14 protein-coding genes are annotated in these 18,230 nt (G+C 41.8%); 6 read left to right on the forward strand and 8 right to left on the reverse strand.

Annotation, left to right across the window (positions count from 1 at the left end; all coding sequences use genetic code 11):
• Positions 1–49: 49 nt before the first annotated feature.
• Positions 50–3,493, reverse strand: coding sequence for a transcription-repair coupling factor (gene mfd, locus O7C57_RS09365; protein WP_269723941.1), 3,444 nt, complete (start codon positions 3,491–3,493; stop codon positions 50–52).
• Positions 3,494–3,688: 195 nt separating this feature from the next.
• On the opposite strand from mfd, the gene lolC reads away from it, so the two are divergent.
• The 3 genes from lolC to lolE are packed head-to-tail and all read left to right on the forward strand — an operon-like array spanning position 3,689 to position 6,832.
• The gene (lolC, locus tag O7C57_RS09370) at positions 3,689–4,891 is read left to right on the forward strand and encodes a lipoprotein-releasing ABC transporter permease subunit LolC (RefSeq protein ID WP_250000392.1); all 1,203 of its coding nucleotides are present in this window, start codon (positions 3,689–3,691) and stop codon (positions 4,889–4,891) included.
• On the forward strand, positions 4,884–5,585 hold the full coding sequence (gene lolD / locus O7C57_RS09375; protein ID WP_154623833.1) for a lipoprotein-releasing ABC transporter ATP-binding protein LolD: 702 nt from the start codon (positions 4,884–4,886) through the stop codon (positions 5,583–5,585). Before lolC ends, lolD begins: the two co-directional genes overlap by 8 nt.
• Positions 5,585–6,832, forward strand: coding sequence for a lipoprotein-releasing ABC transporter permease subunit LolE (gene lolE, locus O7C57_RS09380; protein ID WP_154623834.1), 1,248 nt, complete (start codon positions 5,585–5,587; stop codon positions 6,830–6,832). Before lolD ends, lolE begins: the two co-directional genes overlap by 1 nt.
• Positions 6,833–6,869: 37 nt before the next feature.
• On the opposite strand, the gene O7C57_RS09385 is transcribed toward lolE, so the two are convergent.
• Complete coding sequence (locus O7C57_RS09385; protein WP_269723942.1) at positions 6,870–7,427, reverse strand: class IV adenylate cyclase; 558 nt, start codon at positions 7,425–7,427, stop codon at positions 6,870–6,872.
• Between the two features lie 115 nt (positions 7,428–7,542).
• On the reverse strand, positions 7,543–8,040 hold the full coding sequence (locus O7C57_RS09390; RefSeq protein ID WP_154623836.1) for a TIGR00645 family protein: 498 nt from the start codon (positions 8,038–8,040) through the stop codon (positions 7,543–7,545).
• Positions 8,041–8,335: 295 nt separating this feature from the next.
• Here O7C57_RS09390 and cobB point away from each other — a divergent pair, with 295 nt between their 5' ends.
• A complete protein-coding gene (gene cobB, locus O7C57_RS09395) occupies positions 8,336–9,169 on the forward strand; it encodes a Sir2 family NAD+-dependent deacetylase (RefSeq protein ID WP_195848174.1) in 834 nt (277 codons plus the stop codon).
• A 60-nt stretch (positions 9,170–9,229) separates the two neighbouring features.
• On the opposite strand, the gene O7C57_RS09400 is transcribed toward cobB, so the two are convergent.
• Complete coding sequence (locus O7C57_RS09400) at positions 9,230–9,943, reverse strand: SDR family NAD(P)-dependent oxidoreductase (RefSeq protein WP_230085859.1); 714 nt, start codon at positions 9,941–9,943, stop codon at positions 9,230–9,232.
• 584 nt (positions 9,944–10,527) lie between these two features.
• On the opposite strand from O7C57_RS09400, the gene ssuD reads away from it, so the two are divergent.
• The gene (gene ssuD / locus O7C57_RS09405) at positions 10,528–11,676 is read left to right on the forward strand and encodes an FMNH2-dependent alkanesulfonate monooxygenase (protein WP_154622253.1); all 1,149 of its coding nucleotides are present in this window, start codon (positions 10,528–10,530) and stop codon (positions 11,674–11,676) included.
• Between the two features lie 310 nt (positions 11,677–11,986).
• Positions 11,987–13,225, forward strand: coding sequence for a peptidase T (gene pepT / locus O7C57_RS09410; RefSeq protein ID WP_196713179.1), 1,239 nt, complete (start codon positions 11,987–11,989; stop codon positions 13,223–13,225).
• 59 nt (positions 13,226–13,284) lie between these two features.
• Here pepT and O7C57_RS09415 read toward each other — a convergent pair whose 3' ends face one another.
• The 4 genes from O7C57_RS09415 to purB all read right to left on the reverse strand — a co-directional run bounded on the left by O7C57_RS09415 (position 13,285) and on the right by purB (position 18,216).
• The gene (locus O7C57_RS09415) at positions 13,285–14,409 is read right to left on the reverse strand and encodes a cupin domain-containing protein (RefSeq protein ID WP_163861383.1); all 1,125 of its coding nucleotides are present in this window, start codon (positions 14,407–14,409) and stop codon (positions 13,285–13,287) included.
• Positions 14,410–14,495: 86 nt separating this feature from the next.
• Entirely contained in the window at positions 14,496–15,953 is a 1,458-nt protein-coding gene (phoQ, locus tag O7C57_RS09420; RefSeq protein ID WP_196713177.1) for a two-component system sensor histidine kinase PhoQ, read from the reverse strand.
• Position 15,954: 1 nt separating this feature from the next.
• Positions 15,955–16,629 (reverse strand): two-component system response regulator PhoP, encoded by a 675-nt coding sequence (gene phoP, locus O7C57_RS09425; protein ID WP_154624138.1) that lies wholly within the window; start codon positions 16,627–16,629, stop codon positions 15,955–15,957.
• 216 nt (positions 16,630–16,845) lie between these two features.
• On the reverse strand, positions 16,846–18,216 hold the full coding sequence (gene purB, locus O7C57_RS09430; protein ID WP_163861388.1) for an adenylosuccinate lyase: 1,371 nt from the start codon (positions 18,214–18,216) through the stop codon (positions 16,846–16,848).
• Positions 18,217–18,230 lie beyond the last annotated feature (14 nt).

The raw sequence follows: 18,230 nt of genomic DNA on the forward strand, positions 1-18,230 counted from the left end.
TCCAGAGAAGGCTCAACTGAAGGTTGTTTCAAGGCATTTGAGCAGAGAATTAATCGATTAAGTTATCCGCAAAGTCATTTAATAACTGTTTGATAAATTCAATACGAGCATGTCTATCATTTAAATCGTGAACAAATTTGAGTCTCACAGGCCCATCGAGGCGGAACGTTTTAGGTTGATTCTGTAATAAACTGATTAAGAAGTTTGGCGACACTTTATTTTTCTCGCCAAACTCAATAAATCCACCTTGCTCATGAGCTTCTATACGCTTAATACCCAATTTTTCTGCTTCAAGCCTAATGGCTGCACTCGCCAGTAAAAAGCGCCCAGCATCGGGTAACATGCCAAAACGGTCCACTAACTCTGTACGCAGCTCGCTTAACTCCCTTTCATCACTCGCACTTGCTATACGTTTATAGAATGATAAGCGAATATTGACATCATGAATGTAATCATCAGGCAGTAGCACGGGCATGCGTAATTCGACTTCCGTTTGCTGATTCACGAGATCTTCCAATGAAGGCTCTCGTCCGTCTTTTAATGCATCTACCGCATTCTCTAATAACTCCATGTACAGTGTAAAACCGATTGTGGTCATTTGGCCGCTTTGCTCTTCACCAAGTAATTCACCGGCTCCTCGAATTTCAAGATCATGAGTTGCTAGTGCGAAACCAGCGCCGAGATCTTCAAGTGAAGAGATTGCCTCTAAACGCTTATGGGCATCAGTTGTCATGGCTTTAGGATGCGGGGTCAACAAATAAGCGTAAGCTTGGTGGTGAGAACGACCTACACGACCACGTAATTGGTGCAGCTGTGCTAGTCCAAAGTGATCAGCACGCTCGATAATGATTGTATTTGCCGTTGGAATATCGATACCTGTTTCAATGATCGTAGTACAAATTAAGACATTGAAACGTTGATGGTGGAAATCACTCATCACGCGTTCAAGCTCACGTTCGCGCATTTGACCGTGGCCAACCACAAAGCGCGCTTCTGGAACCAATTCTTCAAGGCGTTTTTTGGCTTTTTCAATATTTTCGACATCATTGTATAAATAGTAGACTTGTCCACCACGTAATGTTTCACGCAAAATCGCTTCACGAACAACCAGGTCATCATACTGACGCACAAAGGTTTTGACGGCTAAACGGCGAGCTGGCGGTGTCGCAATAATCGATAAGTCTCGCATACCACTCATTGCCATATTCAATGTACGAGGAATCGGTGTTGCGGTTAATGTTAAAATATCGACATCTGCACGCATCGCCTTGATACGCTCTTTATGACGAACACCAAAACGGTGCTCCTCATCCACCACAAGTAACCCTAAGTCATGCCAGACGATGTCGCTTTGTAGCAATTTATGCGTACCGATCAGAATATCAATTTTCCCTTCCGCAGTTTCCTCAATAATTTGCTGCTGTTCTTTTGCCGTTTTGAAACGGGAAAGCATTTCGATTCTTATTGGCCAATTTGCGAAACGGTCGCGGAAATTATCGAAATGTTGCTGAGCAAGTAGGGTGGTTGGTACAAGTACCGCCACTTGTTTATTGTTGTTGATAGCTAAAAAGGCCGCGCGCATAGCCACTTCGGTTTTACCAAAACCAACATCACCACACACTAGACGATCCATGGCGATAGGTTGGCACATATCGCTAAGGACGGCATTGATAGCCAATTCTTGGTCGGGCGTCGTTTCAAAGGGGAAGCCTTGACAAAACTCTTGGTATTGCTCTTTATCGTGCTTAAATGCAAAGCCAGGCTTGGCTGCACGTTGCGCATAAATATCGAGTAGTTCTGCTGCCACATCACGTACTTTCTCTGCCGCTTTTTGACGGGCTCTGCCCCAACTATCACTGCCAAGACGATGGAGAGGTGCGTTTTCATCTGCACCGCCAGAATAACGGCTAATAAGATGTAGAGAGGATACAGGTACATATAGCTTATCGTTACCTGCATAGGTCAGGATCAAATATTCAGCTTTAATGCCACCGGCTTCTAAGGTGGTCAAACCTTGATAACGTCCAACGCCATGTTCAATGTGTACAACGGGTTGACCGGGACGTAATTCGGCTAAGTTGCGAATGAGCGTATCGGTGTTGATCGTTCGACGGTTATCCGTACGGCGCCGAACAACACGCTCCCCAAGTAAGTCACTTTCACAAATTAAAGCGCGGTGCTGCTGAGGCTGAATAAAGCCATGTTCAGCGGCACCGACCATAATAGCAAAACGGCTGTCGGATGGACTGGTATAACGGTTAATAATTTCAGGGCGAATTTTTATGCGACCTAATAGTTCAGTCACCGTTTCACGTCGACCTTCACTTTCAACAGAGAAAACCACGGTTCCATCAAAATGTTCAATAAATTGACGGAGCTTTTCCAATGGTTGCTTGCTTTGCCCTTGAGTACTAATGTCGGGTAAAGGTTGATAGTCTAAATTGGTATTCGCTGCTTTATCCGTTAATTTCTCAACCGAAAGCTGAACTCGAGGCCATTGTTTTAATGCTTGGTTAAGTTGTTCGACAGTGAGCCATAAATCGGTTGGCGGTAGCAGAGGACGCATGGGGTCGACACCGCGGCTTTCGAAACGCTGCTGGGTATCTGTTTGGAAACGTTCTGCTGCTTCTTGATAATGTTGCGAAATAAACAGTGTGTTAGCAGGCAAATAGTCAAATAGAGAGGGTAGCGGTTGACTGAAAAATAGGGGTTGCCAGTATTCAATACCGGTAGGCAACGTTTTCTTACTTACCTGTTGATAAATATGCTCAGGATCGCGTCTAACTTCAAAACGTTCGCGCCATTGGCTGCGAAAACGCTCAATAGCCTCTTTATCGGTAGGAAATTCGTGTGCGGGTAATAAATTGATGCGTGCTACTTCTTCAAGGGTTCGTTGGCTATCGACATCAAAAGTCCGCAAGCTATCAATTTCATCATCAAAAAAGTCAATTCGATACGGTAAAGTGCTACCCATTGGGAATAAATCGAGTAACGCGCCTCGAGTTGCATATTCTCCATGCTCTAAAACCTGTTCAACGTGACGATAGCCTGCTTTATCAAGTTCATCACGCAAGCTATCACGTGAAAGTTTATCGCCTTTCGCCATGACTAGCGCGTGACTAGTTAAAAATTCAGCAGGGCATACCTTTTGCATTAAGGTGTTGACGGGCAGGATCAACACGCCTTTTTGCATTGTCGGTAGGCGATATAAGGTTGATAAACGGTGAGAGATAATTTCTTGGTGTGGTGAAAAATTATCGTAGGGTAATGTTTCCCAATCAGAAAGTATTTCTATCGGTAGTTGGGTAAATTGTTGAATTTCATCGCGTAGGCGCAGTGTGTTCTGCATATCTCTTGTGATGATGACCACAGGCCCTTGATGACGCTCTATCATCTCTCCACATTCAAGCGCACCAGCGGCCCCAATCAAGCATCCTAGATGACGGACATCACCACCGCGCGTAGGGAGTTCATAACGAAATTTTGCAGACATAAAAATATTCGGTTTCTCAATGCATCATGGTTAAACAACCTGTTTTACCCCGTACAATTGTCTGAAAGTAAGACAAACAGGCCGTGCCAATAAGAAAAAAAACCACAAAACCGGGGCCGGGTGGTTCCATTCATCATTCGTACCCTTTATTATCGCTGAACACTTCGCTTTGGCAACAGGGGCGTTACAGATTTCATGTCTCAATCTGTCTCAATATTTATAGGTCTGCGTTATATGCGCGGACGGGCTGTCGATAAATTCGGCCGTTTTGTATCCAGTCTATCAGCGATTGGTATCACGTTAGGGGTCGCTGCACTGATCACCGTGACCTCTGTCATGAATGGGTTCGAACGTTCGTTACAAGATAGCATACTCTCTTACATGCCGCAGGCCGTTTTAACATCGGCTTCAGGGCATATCGATCCTAAAAAATACCCAATAGCGGATTTACAGCATCTACAAGGGGTTAAACATATTACGCCCATTGTTCAGTCGGATGTGGTTTTACAAAGCCGTTCGAATGTTGGGGTAGGCATGATGGTGGGTGTCACGTCAGAGGAAAGGTCACCCTTGCTAGATAATGTAATTGATGGGCAGCGCTCAGAATTGGTCGCGGGGCAGTACCGCGTGTTTTTAGGCCAAAAGTTAGCTGAAAATTTAGGTCTAAAACGGGGTGATGAAGTTCGTTTAATTATACCGGGTGTGAGCCAATTGACGCCAATGGGACGTATTCCCAGCCAGCGTCTATTTACGGTGGCTGGGATATTTCAAACCAATGGGGAAGCGGATGCGAGCGAACTGATTGTGGCACAAGATGATGCGGCAAGAATGATGCGTTACCCGTCAGGGCATATTACTGGCTGGCGATTATTTCTCGATGAACCATTAAAAGTCGACACATTGAGTCAGCAAAGTTTACCCGAAGGATTGGTATGGACTGACTGGCGAGAACGTAAAGGTGAGTTTTTCCAAGCCGTTAGAATGGAAAAAAACATGATGGGCTTGTTACTAAGCCTGATTATTGCAGTTGCGGCCTTTAATATTATTACATCACTGTCATTACTGGTGATGGAAAAACAAGCGGAAGTCGCCATTTTAAAAACCTTAGGTCTGAAGCGTGGCCGTATTTTGGCCATTTTTATGATCCAAGGGGCAGGTGCAGGAATTGTGGGAACCCTGATAGGCACACTACTGGGTATGCTACTTTCGAGTCAATTGAATATTTTAATGCCTTTATTTGGTATGTTACCAAAAGGCGTTCAATTACCTATCGTGCTTGATTTTTCTGGTATTTTAATTATTGCGATATCCGCAATGCTGATTTCGCTGCTTGCGACGCTTTATCCTTCTTGGCGTGCGGCGGCTGTGCAACCTGCTGAGGCGTTACGTTATGAATAAACAACCACTTCTTGTCTGTGAGCATTTAAGTAAAATCTATCAAGAAGGGACACTATCAACACAAGTATTAAAAGATGTCTGTTTTTCGATGAATGAAGGCGAAATGATGGCCATTGTTGGTAGCTCAGGTTCCGGTAAAAGCACACTACTGCATCTATTAGGGGGTCTAGATACACCGTCAGAAGGTGAGGTGATTTTCCGCGGTCAGCATATTAATCGACTTTCTTCTGATCAACGAGCGGCTATTCGCAATAAAGACTTAGGATTTATCTACCAGTTTCATCATTTGTTACCTGATTTTACGGCATTAGAAAATGTAGCGATGCCACTATTGATTGGTGGCATCAAAAAAGCCGAAGCTTTCGAGCGTGCAACTCATATGCTGGAGGCCGTCGGGCTAGCTCATCGCTCAGGGCATCGTCCTTCTGAGCTTTCAGGAGGCGAACGTCAGCGTGTGGCGATTGCCAGAGCATTGGTGAATCAACCAGCACTGGTACTGGCGGATGAACCAACAGGTAACCTTGATTTGCGTAATGCAGATGCCATTTTTGAATTATTAGGTGAATTGAATAGCACACAAGGTACGGCATTTCTAGTCGTGACCCATGATATGAAATTAGCCCATCGCTTATCTCGCCAGCTAGAAATGCGTGATGGTCATCTACAACAAGATGTTACTCTGGGGGCAGTGTAATGTCTGGATTACCACTGACTTTACTCACTGCGCTACGCTTTAGCCGAGGTCGCCGTCGTACGGGCATGGTATCACTGGTGTCTATTGTCTCAACACTCGGTATTGTGCTTGGTGTGGCAGTACTGATTATTGGTTTGAGCGCCATGAATGGTTTTGAACGTGAATTGAAAAATCGTGTGTTGTCAGTTGTTCCCCATGGGCAAATTTACGCAGTTAAGGCGCCTTATCAAGATTGGCAGTATGCAAATAATGTGATCCGCAATACGCCGGGCGTTAAAGCCGTTAGTCCTTATGTTGGTTTTACAGGCTTGTTAGAGCGAGGAGCTAATCTCAAAGCGATACAAATAATGGGGGTTTCACCAGAAACAGAGTCTGAGGTGAGTGAACTGCCGAATTTTGTTCTCGACGATGCTTGGAAAAATTTTAAGGCTGGGGAACAATCGATTATTTTGGGGCAAGGCGTGGCGAATGCATTGAATGTCGCAGTAGGCGATTGGGTCACTATTATGATCCCCAATACGGATGCGAGTTTAAAAATACAACAGCCTAAACGGATCCGTGTTCAGGTTGCCGGTATTTTTCGTTTAAGCGGTTTGCTGGACCATCAACTGGCCTTGATTCCGCTGGCCGATGCCCAAGCGTATTTAGATTATGGCGAGGGTATTACAGGATTTGAAATTAAAGCAGATGATCCGTTTAATGCCGATAAAATTGTTTATGATGCAGGGTTGAAGACAATGCATCATGTCGTCGTGAAGAGCTGGATTGGCGATTATGGTTACATGTACAACGATATTCAAATGGTGCGCGGTATTATGTATTTAGCCATGATCCTTGTCATCGGCGTTGCATGTTTCAATATCGTTTCAACACTGGTCATGGCAGTGAAGGACAAGAGCAGTGATATTGCGGTATTACGTACACTGGGCGCTAAAGACAGGCAAATTAGAGCGATATTTTTGTGGTACGGTCTGTTAAGTGGATTAGTGGGCTCATGTATTGGTGCGGTACTGGGTGTGGTGATTTCCTTAAATCTAACCACCATCATCAAAGGTCTTGAATATGTGATTGGCCATCCTATTTTATCAGGTGATGTGTATTTTATCGATTTCCTGCCTTCTCAACTGCATTTGTTAGATGTGGTGTATGTGTTGTTGACGACGGTAGTATTAAGCCTAGTCGCTAGTTGGTATCCAGCGCGTAGAGCTAGCAAATTAGACCCCGCACGTATTTTGAGTGGTCAATAAAGCGTAATTCGCTGGGGGAATAGCGCCCCAGCGATGCTTAGCGAGTGATATTGCTCTGTGCAAGTTGGATCTCTTTATAGCTGCGTCGTTCAATCATTGTTTCATTCAAACCGTATTGCTGAGCGAGTCGCAGCATCTGCTGGGTTAATTGGGGAAGCAGATGAGATTCGTTAGCCATAATCGCAAATTCCGCGAACCACCCAATATCGACCAAATAATCAATGGTAATGTGAGCATCACCAAGAAAATAGATACTACGCACTTTACTGGCAGTAAAATAACACTGGTATCCTAAGGTGGTGAGCATCTTTTTGACGTGAGTACAATCCTCAATATCAATCGCTTTACATTCAGAGGCTTCAGGCCCTTTCACTATCCACAGTTTAATTCCTGAAGGGTGCATTTCTCGTACTGACATACTTATACCCTGTTGCGCTAGTTGCTGATCTGGGGTATCAAAAAAGTAGTCAGTTTCCGTATTGTCGGCAGTAAAAAGGTCGGCGCCATTAGCCTTGATAGCGTGTAAAAATTGCTGGTGGTGAGGTAATTTGAACTTAATTTCTGCCTCATATTGCCCAACAAAATGTTTGCTCATTGTTATGCTCATTTATCTATAAATTGAAGATTATTATTCCTCAACAAGAATGATTTTTCATGTCGTAAAATGTGTTTTAAAGGAAGAGCATTGACTCTTCCTTTAATCAAGAGGGCTATTTGCTTTTTTTCATGATCGATTGGTCAAGGTAACCCATGACAAATGCAGAAAGAACAAAGGTTAGATGGATGATGACATACCACATTAACTTATTATCAGGTATATTTTTTGAGTCCATAAACACTTTTAATAAATGAATCGAAGAGATTGCGACGATTGAGGCTGCGACCTTATTTTTTAGCGAGGTGGCATCCATTTTACCTAGCCAGTTCAATTTTTCGCTGCTGTCAGAGATATTAAGTTGAGATACAAAATTTTCGTATCCTGAAAACATCACCATCACGAGCAAACCGCCGACTAATGCCATATCAATTAAAGATAATAAGATCAGAATTAAATCAGGTTCAGGAATAGAAAATATATTGGGGATAACGTGCCACAGCTCTTGGAAAAACTTAATGGTTAACGCTAATAAGGTCAGTGATAGCCCAAAATAGACAGGTGCGAGTAACCAACGTGAAGCATACATCGTTTTTTCAAATAATTTTTCCATGCTAACCTTTTATCTGTGATGAAATAATTAAGACGTGCGTAAAGTGAGGCTATTTTAGCTCGTCTCACTCAAGACTTCGATATTTGATGGTCGATGAAAATACACTATTTTGTAAAAGAGCGTGTTTTCATAATCCTTAATTAAAATTGTCGCTAAACATTCATCCTCACACTTTCTGTTGTTATCTATTGCGTTATACTTACATTCGATTTAGGTTTGAGTCATCAACCTTGTTATTCAAGGTACTGTATGGCATCTGTGCTATAAAGACATGGAAGAAGGAAGTATATCGATGTTGCGTTTTCGTCATAGGCTAAAGAAACTTAAAAAAATTAAAATGTTACGTCGTCAACGAGATCGCAAACGTTTTTTTTACAGTGAAAATAGAATAACCAATATGAAAAATGTGAAAGTAGTCGTATTAACAGGAGCCGGAATTTCAGCCGAATCAGGCATTAAAACGTTTCGTTCCTCCGATGGATTATGGGAAGAACATCGTGTTGAAGATGTTGCAACCCCTGAAGGATTTGCGCGAGACCCTAAATTAGTACAACGTTTTTATAATGAGCGTCGCCGTCAGCTGCAACAAGAAAATATTAAACCAAACCCTGCACATTTTGCATTAGCACAGTTAGAAGCGTTGCTAGGCGATAACTTTCTGCTCGTTACTCAAAATATTGATAATTTACATGAACGTGCGGGCAGCAAACGTATTGTGCATATGCATGGTGAATTATTGAAGGTACGTTGTAGTTGGTCAAATCAAGTCGTGGAATGGAAAGGGGATCTCAGCGTGGAAGAACGCTGCCATTGTTGCCAATTTCCTCAACCACTAAGACCCCATATCGTCTGGTTTGGTGAGATGCCTTTTGGTATGGACCAAATCTACCAATCGCTTGAAGAAGCGACAATTTTTATTGCAATTGGCACTTCTGGACATGTTTACCCCGCTGCGGGTTTTGTGCATGAAGCGAGGTTAAATGGGGCACATACCGTTGAGCTTAATCTAGAGCCGAGTCAAGTTGAAAGTGAATTTGAAGAGAAGCATTATGGTCTTGCTAGCCAAGTGGTGGTGGATTACGTCAATCAGCTTATGAGTGAATTGAGTTCGACTCGCGAAAGTCAATGATAAACCCCTGTATGTGAGGGATGCTTCTCCCCCTCACATCATCATGCTTATGAATTTATATTAGACGTTCTCATCTAACATAGCTGGCATGGTAATTTCTTTTACACAGGTCGCATCACTAGTACTTAAGATAAACTTCACCGCATTTAATACGTCTTGTAATGGGATCAGTGCTCCTTCAGTTCGTGAAATAACATCTTCGATAGGCGTTGATAAATCATATTCAGTTGCTAAATAACCGAGGTTTATAACTGAGATAGCGATTTTATCTTGGCGTAGTGTTTCCCTTAACGATTGAACAATACCGCGTAATGCGTATTTTGAAGCAGAGAAAGTCACTTCATGACCATTATGGTTATCCAAACCCCAAGTTGAACCAATTAAAATGATTTTACTCTTTTTTCCAAGACGTAGGTTTGGCAACATTGCTTTAAGGTGCAAGATACAGGCACTAATATTGGTCTGAATCATATTGACTATTTCAGTGTCTTCTGTTTTTTCAAACAGATATTCATCAGTAAAAGCATGTTTTTCCCAAATACCGACGTTAAAGATGAGACAATCAATGGGCGTATCTTGAAGAATGGTTTTGACAGTTTGCGCTGAATGGTTATCTGCTAAATCAGTTTGAATCCAATGGAAGTTATCGCCAATGAATTGAGGAATTGAACGAGAAACCCCATAAATAGTATCTTGAGCCGTAGGAATACCCTCTATGAGTGCTTTTCCTAATCCTTTACTAACACCATACACTAAAAATGTTTTTTTCATCATTATTCTCTTTATTTTCAACTGATTAAAGCTGTTTAGGAGTTGTTGTGAGTCAATGTAGAGTCTATACAGGTAATAAATAAAGTCATTATCCGTTAATGTGGATGGCAAGTATGTAATTATAGTACAGCTGTGGTTACTGTTAGTATAAATATTTAATGTTCAAATTAATTAAATAACACCTATTAAGTGTCAAATAATTAATGGGAATGAATGATTAATATGTTCAATGTCTTTTTGAGTGGCGACTCTTTAAAATCAATGCATTTTTCATCCAACAAAGTTTTATTGTGGCTTGATTGAAAATATGACTAACACCGCTGTCATTATAATGAAGTAAGTTTTTATTTTAATAAAAGATAAAAATTAATAGGGCTTGAAATAGTACCCTGATATTTTTTATTAATAGATGAATTAAAATGAAATTTATTTTTATAGAGCTCCTTGTCAATATAATGTAGATGTAGGGAAGCGTTTCTTAATCGATAATTATTATATTTTCAATGTGAGCTAATGGGTTGATAAACATTAATCAGCAAGATAGCTAAAAACATTTTAATGGTAACAAGAATAAGGCATATTTAAAAATGGCAATACCGCAAAAACAACAACTATTTTGGTTTTTACCGACGCAGGGAGATGGACGCTACTTAGGAACGTCAAAAGGGGGACGTGCGGTCACTCTAGCGTATTTACAACAGCTCGCGATAGCGGTAGATAATATTGGTTTTCATGGTGTGCTCGTTCCCACAGGAAAGGCATGTGAGGATCCATGGGTAACCGCGGCAGCACTGGTGTCAGTGACACAAAAATTACGATTTTTAGTCGCGGTTAGGCCTGGCTTACAACCACCAAGTCTTGCGGCGCGTATGGCAGCAACACTGGATAGGCTTTCTGGTGGAAGGGTGCTGATAAATGTGGTGACAAGCGGGGATCCGATAGAAAATAAAGGTGATGGCCTCTTTTTCGATCATCAAGAAAGATATCATATGACGAAAGAGTTCCTTGAAGTTTATAAACCGCTAATGAATGGCCAACAAGTTAATTATCAAGGTGACTATATTCAAGTTGAAAATGCCCATCTACTGTATCCGCCGCTACAACCTTCAGGACCCGCGCTATATTTAGGAGGCTCATCGGCTGAAGCAATGGAAATTGCCGCAGAATATGTTGATACATACTTAACATGGGGTGAACCATTGGCAGAGGTCGCTGAAAAAATTAATCAGGTTAAGCAACACGCAGCCGATAAAGGTCATTGTCTGGAGTTTGGTATTCGCCTACATGTCATTGTGCGAGAGACTGAACAAGAAGCTATCGATGAAGCCAACAAACTGATTGCTCATCTTGATGATGATACCATTGCACAGGCACAAGCGACCTTTGCACGGATGGACTCGAAGGGGCAGGCTCGTATGCAGGCCCTGCATAAAGGTTCAAGAGAGAATTTATTTATAGCGCCTAATTTATGGGCGGGGATTGGTTTAGTGCGTGTTGGGGCAGGAACGGCACTGGTAGGGGATCCACAACAAATTGTCTCACGCATAAAGGAATACCAAGCTATCGGTATCACCAAATTTATTTTATCGGGTTATCCACACTTAGAAGAAGCTCATCGATTTGCAGAGTTGGTCATGCCATTATTAGAGACATCAACAGAGATATTGGCTGCAACATCGACATTAAATGAACAGTCGAAAGGAGAAGCTATTGGGGCACATTCACGTCCGAAATAATCGTCTGTAAATTAATATAAAACGTTAACTGTTTCAACGTATAAGGTATTAGTTATTTCGTTATTTTAAATAGATTAAAATGAAATTTGAATTGAAATAATAATGACAAATTTACCTATTTATCGTCACCAATAGAGAATAACGAGAAAAATAGGTTTATAAAAATTATTCAATAAGGCTATTTTATTATCATCTCTACGATGTTTTTGTCTAAAACGATTTGTGATTAACCGCAAAAGTGATTTGAAACAAGAATTGTTGATACGTTCATCCCCATAATAAGGCAATAAATATTAGGGGGGAATAAAGCATGGATAAACTTTTAGAGCGGTTTTTTGAGTATACCGCTTTTGACACACAATCAAAACTCAACGCAAAAACAGTACCTAGTAGCACAGGGCAATTAAAATTTGCTCGTGCTCTCGTCAATGAATTAAAAATGTTGGGCTTTGAAGACGTCGCGCTTTCTGAGTATGGGTGTGTAACGGCTTGCTTATCCGCCAATGTTGATTGGGAAGTTCCCACCATCGGCTTTATTTCACATTTAGACACGTCACCTGATTTTTCAGGTAAAAATGTGGCTCCACAAGTTTTGGAAAATTATCGTGGTGGTGATATTGCTCTAGGGATTGGTGACGAAGTGTTATCGCCCGTAATGTTTCCGGTCTTACATGAAATGATTGGTAAAACGCTGATCATGACCGATGGCAAGACATTACTGGGCGCTGATGATAAAGCGGGTATTGCAGAGATCATTACGGCTTTAGTTCGTCTTAAAGAGAATAAAATTCCACATGGTAAAATTTGTCTTGCTTTTACGCCTGATGAGGAAATTGGCCGAGGGGCACAACATATTGATTTAAAAGTTTTTGATGCTCGTTGGGCTTATACGGTGGATGGTGGTGCTGTCGGTGAACTCGAATATGAAAATTTTAATGCCGCTAATGTCGCTATAAAAATCGTAGGAAATAACGTTCATCCGGGAACAGCTAAAGGGGTGATGGTGAATGCTTTAGCATTAGCAAATCGTATCCATGCTGAATTACCAAAAGAAGAAACACCTGAAAATACGGAAGGTTATGAGGGTTTTTATCACCTAAACTCAATGAAAGGCTCTGTTGAAAAAGCAGAAATGAATTACCTTATTCGTGATTTTGATAGTCAGGGCTTTGAGGCACGTAAGAAAAATATCATTCGTATTGCAGAGAAAGTAGGGCAAGGTCTACATCCCAGCTGTTATATTGAGCTGACGATCGATGATAGTTATTACAACATGCATAAAGAAGTGATGAAACACCCACATGTTATTGAAATTGCTCATCAAGCTATGAAGGATTGTGGTATTGAACCCATTATTCAACCTATTCGTGGCGGTACTGATGGTGCTCAATTATCTTATCGAGGACTGCCTTGCCCGAATATTTTCACGGGTGGCTATAATTTCCATAGTAAACATGAATTTATTACATTAGAAGGCATGGAGAAAGCGGTAGAAGTGATTATGCGTATCGCTGAATTGACTGCGCAAAGAGCAAAAAACGAGCAGTAAATAGCATTGTTACCGTACCTTATGGAGAACATAAGGTACGGTATGATAGAAATATTTAATTAATCATCGAAATACCAATAACCGCTATTGATTAGTGCTGTGATTAACGCAATAAAATTCACATCATCAATAGCATCACCGAGTTGCTGAACGTTAACGGAATCGTAACGGCATAGGCTATCAGCAGCTTCATAGCAAGTTGTTTCTAGGCATTCGCCATTGACAAAAAACTGGTCGCCAACTCGTAGTGCTCTCAACCCATTGAGTTTATATAAGGTCTCTTGCTGAGTTTTGAGAAGGTCATAGATTTCGTCTTGCTCATAAGGTGGTTCCGGTGGTGCAAGATCCAGTTCATGACGTGACTGAGAAATGAATTCACCCAGCCATTTACGGAAAACGTCTGGTTCATGCAGCATAGATTCCATCATTTCCCGTAACTTAATCTGCTCGCCTTGTAAAATCTCGGCAGGGTTATCTCTAAATGACAAGTCTGGGTCACTGTAACGATAACTTCCTAAGTCATTTGAGATCAGATAATCTGCAAAGCTACTCATGAGTTCACGTGTATTCGGCGCTCGGAAACCAACAGAGTAGTTTAATGATGGTTCAATCGCATAACCTTCATGGGGAAATCCAGGTGGAATATACAGAATATCACCCGGCTCCATTTCTTCATCGATAATCGCATCGAATGGTTGAACCTGAAGAAGGTCAGGGTGCGGGCAATGCTGTTTCATCGGCACTTTTTCACCAACACGCCAACGTCTACGGCCTTCACCTTGGATAATGAAGACATCATATTGGTCCAAATGAGGCCCAACACCACCCCCCGGCACAGAATAGGAGATCATGAGGTCATCCATTCGCCAATCAGACAAGACTCTAAAAGGCTTCATCAAAGCTGCACTTGGGTGATGCCAATGGTCTACTGCCTGCACTAAAATAGACCAGTTTTCTTCGCCTAAATGCTCATAGCTTTCAAAAGGACCATGAGCCACTTGCCATATGCCCTCATTGTGGCTGACAAGGCGGCTATCAACTTCATCTTCCATCGCTAGTCCCGCGAGTTCGTCAGGCGAGATAGGATCAATAAAACGTGTAAAACCGTTTTTGATGAGTAAAGGGCGTTTCTGCCAATGACTATCGAGAAAACTCTGCCAGTCAAGATTCAGTTTATAATCCATCTTATTGTCCTAGGTTAACATATCTGTTGATAGTATACCTGAATTTGCCACTACGGCAGATGGTAAACAGACACGATGATCACAGATTAACTATCTTCATTGACACTCTGTCGACGGAAAGTCACTTGTACTCTGGCGCCGCCAAGTGGGCTATCACTGATCGTGATATTACCGTCATATTGGTCAATAATTTCAAGGGCAATGGATAATCCAAGGCCTTGACCTGGGCGTAACGTATCTACGCGTTGTCCACGGACGAAAATGATATTACGCTGGCTTTCTGGCACGCCAGGCCCATCATCATCAACAGTAATCACTAAACTATCTTGCCCAACAGCTGCTGTCACCTCGACAAATTCAAGGCAATATTTACACGCATTCTCCATAATATTACCCATGACTTCCATAAAGTCATTCGGTTGGCCTAACCAGGTGATTTCAGGAGAAATATCGACTGTAATCGACACGCCTTTATTTTGATAGACTTTATGTAAAGCACTTGCAAGGCTATCTAACACAGAGGGGACTGAGGTGATTTCGCGTAACATCAGGTTATTATCGCCTTGAGTAGAAGCACGGTGTAAATAGTAACCAACCTGTTGAGAGATACGACCAATCTGTTCTAACATGATAGGCTCTGCTTGCTCAATGGTCATTTGCTTCCCTGTTCGCAGTGAACGCAAAGTCGATTGCAAAACGGCCAAAGGCGTTTTTAAGCTATGTGTTAAATCAGAAAGGGTAGTGCGATATTTGCTATAACGTTTGCGTTCATTAGTCAGCAAGTTATTTAAATTGCGAACTAAGCCACGTAATTCATTTGGTGGGTTTTCATCCAACATTTCACGTTCGCCTTTTTCGAGGCTACTAATTTGTGATACTAAAGATTTTATTGGACGTAAACTCCAATATGCAGCCAGCCAAAGTAGTGGAATCACTAAAATTAAGTTAGCCAGCAGCACATAACCAAACCACTCCCAAACTAAGCCTGTTTTTTGTAAGTCTTGGGGTAACGTATCAACCACAACAATAGTAAGGGGAGGGAGATTTTCTGTTGCGCCATATTGGTTTACTGAAACGGAATGCGTTAATGGCTCATCGTTGTGGTTCATATCATCTAACTTGCTGTTAAATTCCGGATTATTTTGTAACAGCTGGCGTGTTTCACCAATATCGGTATCAATTTCGTACAGGCCTTCTTTTTTTAGCCAATCACGACGAATAAGATTTTCGACATTAGGCACTTCACGTTGTCGCCAAAGTACTTGTCCATTTTCATTATAAATGATGATAAGTGTTGGATTATTCAGTGTGAAATTTGGCGGTACACGAATATCAATTTTGTTATTTTGCCACTGAACTAGGCTATAAATAAGATTACTTTGGCTACGAAGTAAGGTGTATGTGGTTTTATCAAAGCTAATCAGATAGCCTAATATCGCAACGATACCGTAAGAAAGCGTAAGCGCGAGGATAACCGCTGAGGTGGCACATAAAAAACGTGCTCTCAGCGATAAAGGTTTAAGTTTAAATTTTTTTGAACGCATATTAGCCATTCACATCAAAGCGATAGCCTTGTCCACGGACTGTCACTATCACATCTTTTGCGTGGAATTGTTGTATTTTCTTCCGTAACCGCCCCATTAATACATCAATAGTGTGACTCTCACGCAGCTCCGCGTCAGGGTACAGCTGACGCATTAAGGAATCCTTACTGACCACTTTGCCGTTATTGCGGAGCAAGGTTTCAATAATGGTGTATTCAAAAGCAGTTAATTTAACGGACTCACCATTTACCATAAATTCTTTTCTTGATAAATCAATGACAAAGCCATCTAACTCTAAAATTTGAGAGGCAAGTCCACTGTTTCTCCGCATCAATGCTTGCATCCTAGCGACTAGCTCTTCAAGGTGAAAAGGCTTGGTGACATAGTCATCTGCACCACTGTTTAATGCTTGTACTTTCTCTTGCCAGCTTTCACGCGCTGTCAGCACTAAAACAGGGATATTGATTTGTGTGCTACGCCAGCGTTTAATCATGGATAAACCATCTTCATCGGGTAAGCCGAGGTCAACCATTGCAATATCTGGGCGGCTTTCATGTAGAAAATAGTCAGCTTCTTTAGCGTCTTCAGCTGCATCAACTTGATGACCCAGTTCTTTAAGTTGTACAGTTAAGTGGTGACGAAGAAGAGCATTGTCTTCAACGATAAGAATTCGCATCTAAAACCTCATATTAAAGAAGAATTACAGGTTACTTGACGATAGTTATCGCCATAATAGTCGCACTAGAGGGGATATGGTAAAAAGATATGTGCTTTACAACAAGAGATTAAGTAAACCAAAGGCAAACAAAACAGAGATATGTCAAAAAAAGAGAAAAGTAAGCGAAGAATTCTTCGCCTACTTGATTCCACTAAGACTTATTGAAATAAAACGCTATTTTAACTCATCAATAAAAGTGACAGCGTAACCGATGTAATTGGCAGGTGTCATTGCTTTCAAGCGCGTCTTTTCTTCTTCAGGGAGGTCTAATCCATCAATAAACTGTTTCATGCCTTCCGCAGTGACTCGCTTACCGCGTGTTAGCTCTTTTAGCTTTTCATATGGTTTTTCAATACCATAACGGCGCATAACGGTTTGAATTGGCTCAGCCAGAACTTCCCAGTTTTGATCTAACTCATCGAGCAGATGCTGCTCATTAACTTCTAGCTTATTCAAGCCTTTAAGAGTCGATTGGTAGGCAATTAAAGCGTAGCCAAGACCGACGCCAAGGTTACGCAACACCGTAGAATCCGTTAGGTCACGCTGCCAACGCGAAACAGGCAATTTACCAGCAAGGTGGTTAAGTACGGCATTCGCCAAACCTAAATTACCTTCTGAGTTTTCAAAATCAATTGGATTGACTTTATGTGGCATGGTTGAAGAACCGATTTCACCAGCGATTGTCTTTTGCTTGAAGTGATTGAGCGCAATGTAACCCCAAATATCACGATCAAAGTCTAATACGATAGTATTAAAACGAGCGACGCAATCGAATAGTTCAGCGATGTAATCATGAGGCTCAATTTGTGTGGTGAATGGGTTCCATGTGATCCCTAAAGAGGTCACAAAAGTCTCACTAAATTCATGCCAGTTAACTTCAGGATAAGCCGCAATGTGTGCGTTGTAGTTACCTACAGCACCATTGATCTTACCTAAAATTTCCACTTGCTCTAACTGGCGATATTGACGCTCCATACGATAAGCAACATTGGCAAACTCTTTACCAATGGTAGAAGGTGTCGCCGGCTGGCCGTGAGTACGTGAAAGCAGAGGGAGATGACGATATTCATGCGCCATTGCTTTCACTTTATCAATAATTTGACGCCATTGAGGCAGTAACACCTCTTCTCTGGCTGTTTTTAGCATTAATGCATGCGAAAGGTTATTGATATCTTCAGAGGTACAAGCGAAATGGATAAACTCAGAAACGGCGTGCAAGGCGGGGACTTGTGCCACTTTCTCTTTTAGAAAGTATTCAACCGCTTTAACGTCATGGTTGGTGGTACGCTCTATTTCCTTAATACGCATTGCGTCTTTTTCGCAGAAGTTCGCGACTATTTCATCTAGGTAAGCGTTTGCGTCAGCATCAAATGATGGAACTTCTTTGATTTGGGCGGTTGCCGCCAGTTTTTGTAGCCAGCGAACTTCAACCTGAACGCGAAATTTCAGTAAGCCGAACTCACTAAAAATAGTGCGTAGTGCGCTGACTTTATCACCGTAACGGCCGTCAATCGGGGATACAGCGGTCAGTGAGGATAATTCCATTGGTAGCAACTCCA

The organism is Providencia sp. 21OH12SH02B-Prov, assembly GCF_027362595.1.
Classification (GTDB): Bacteria; Pseudomonadota; Gammaproteobacteria; order Enterobacterales; family Enterobacteriaceae; genus Providencia; species Providencia zhejiangensis.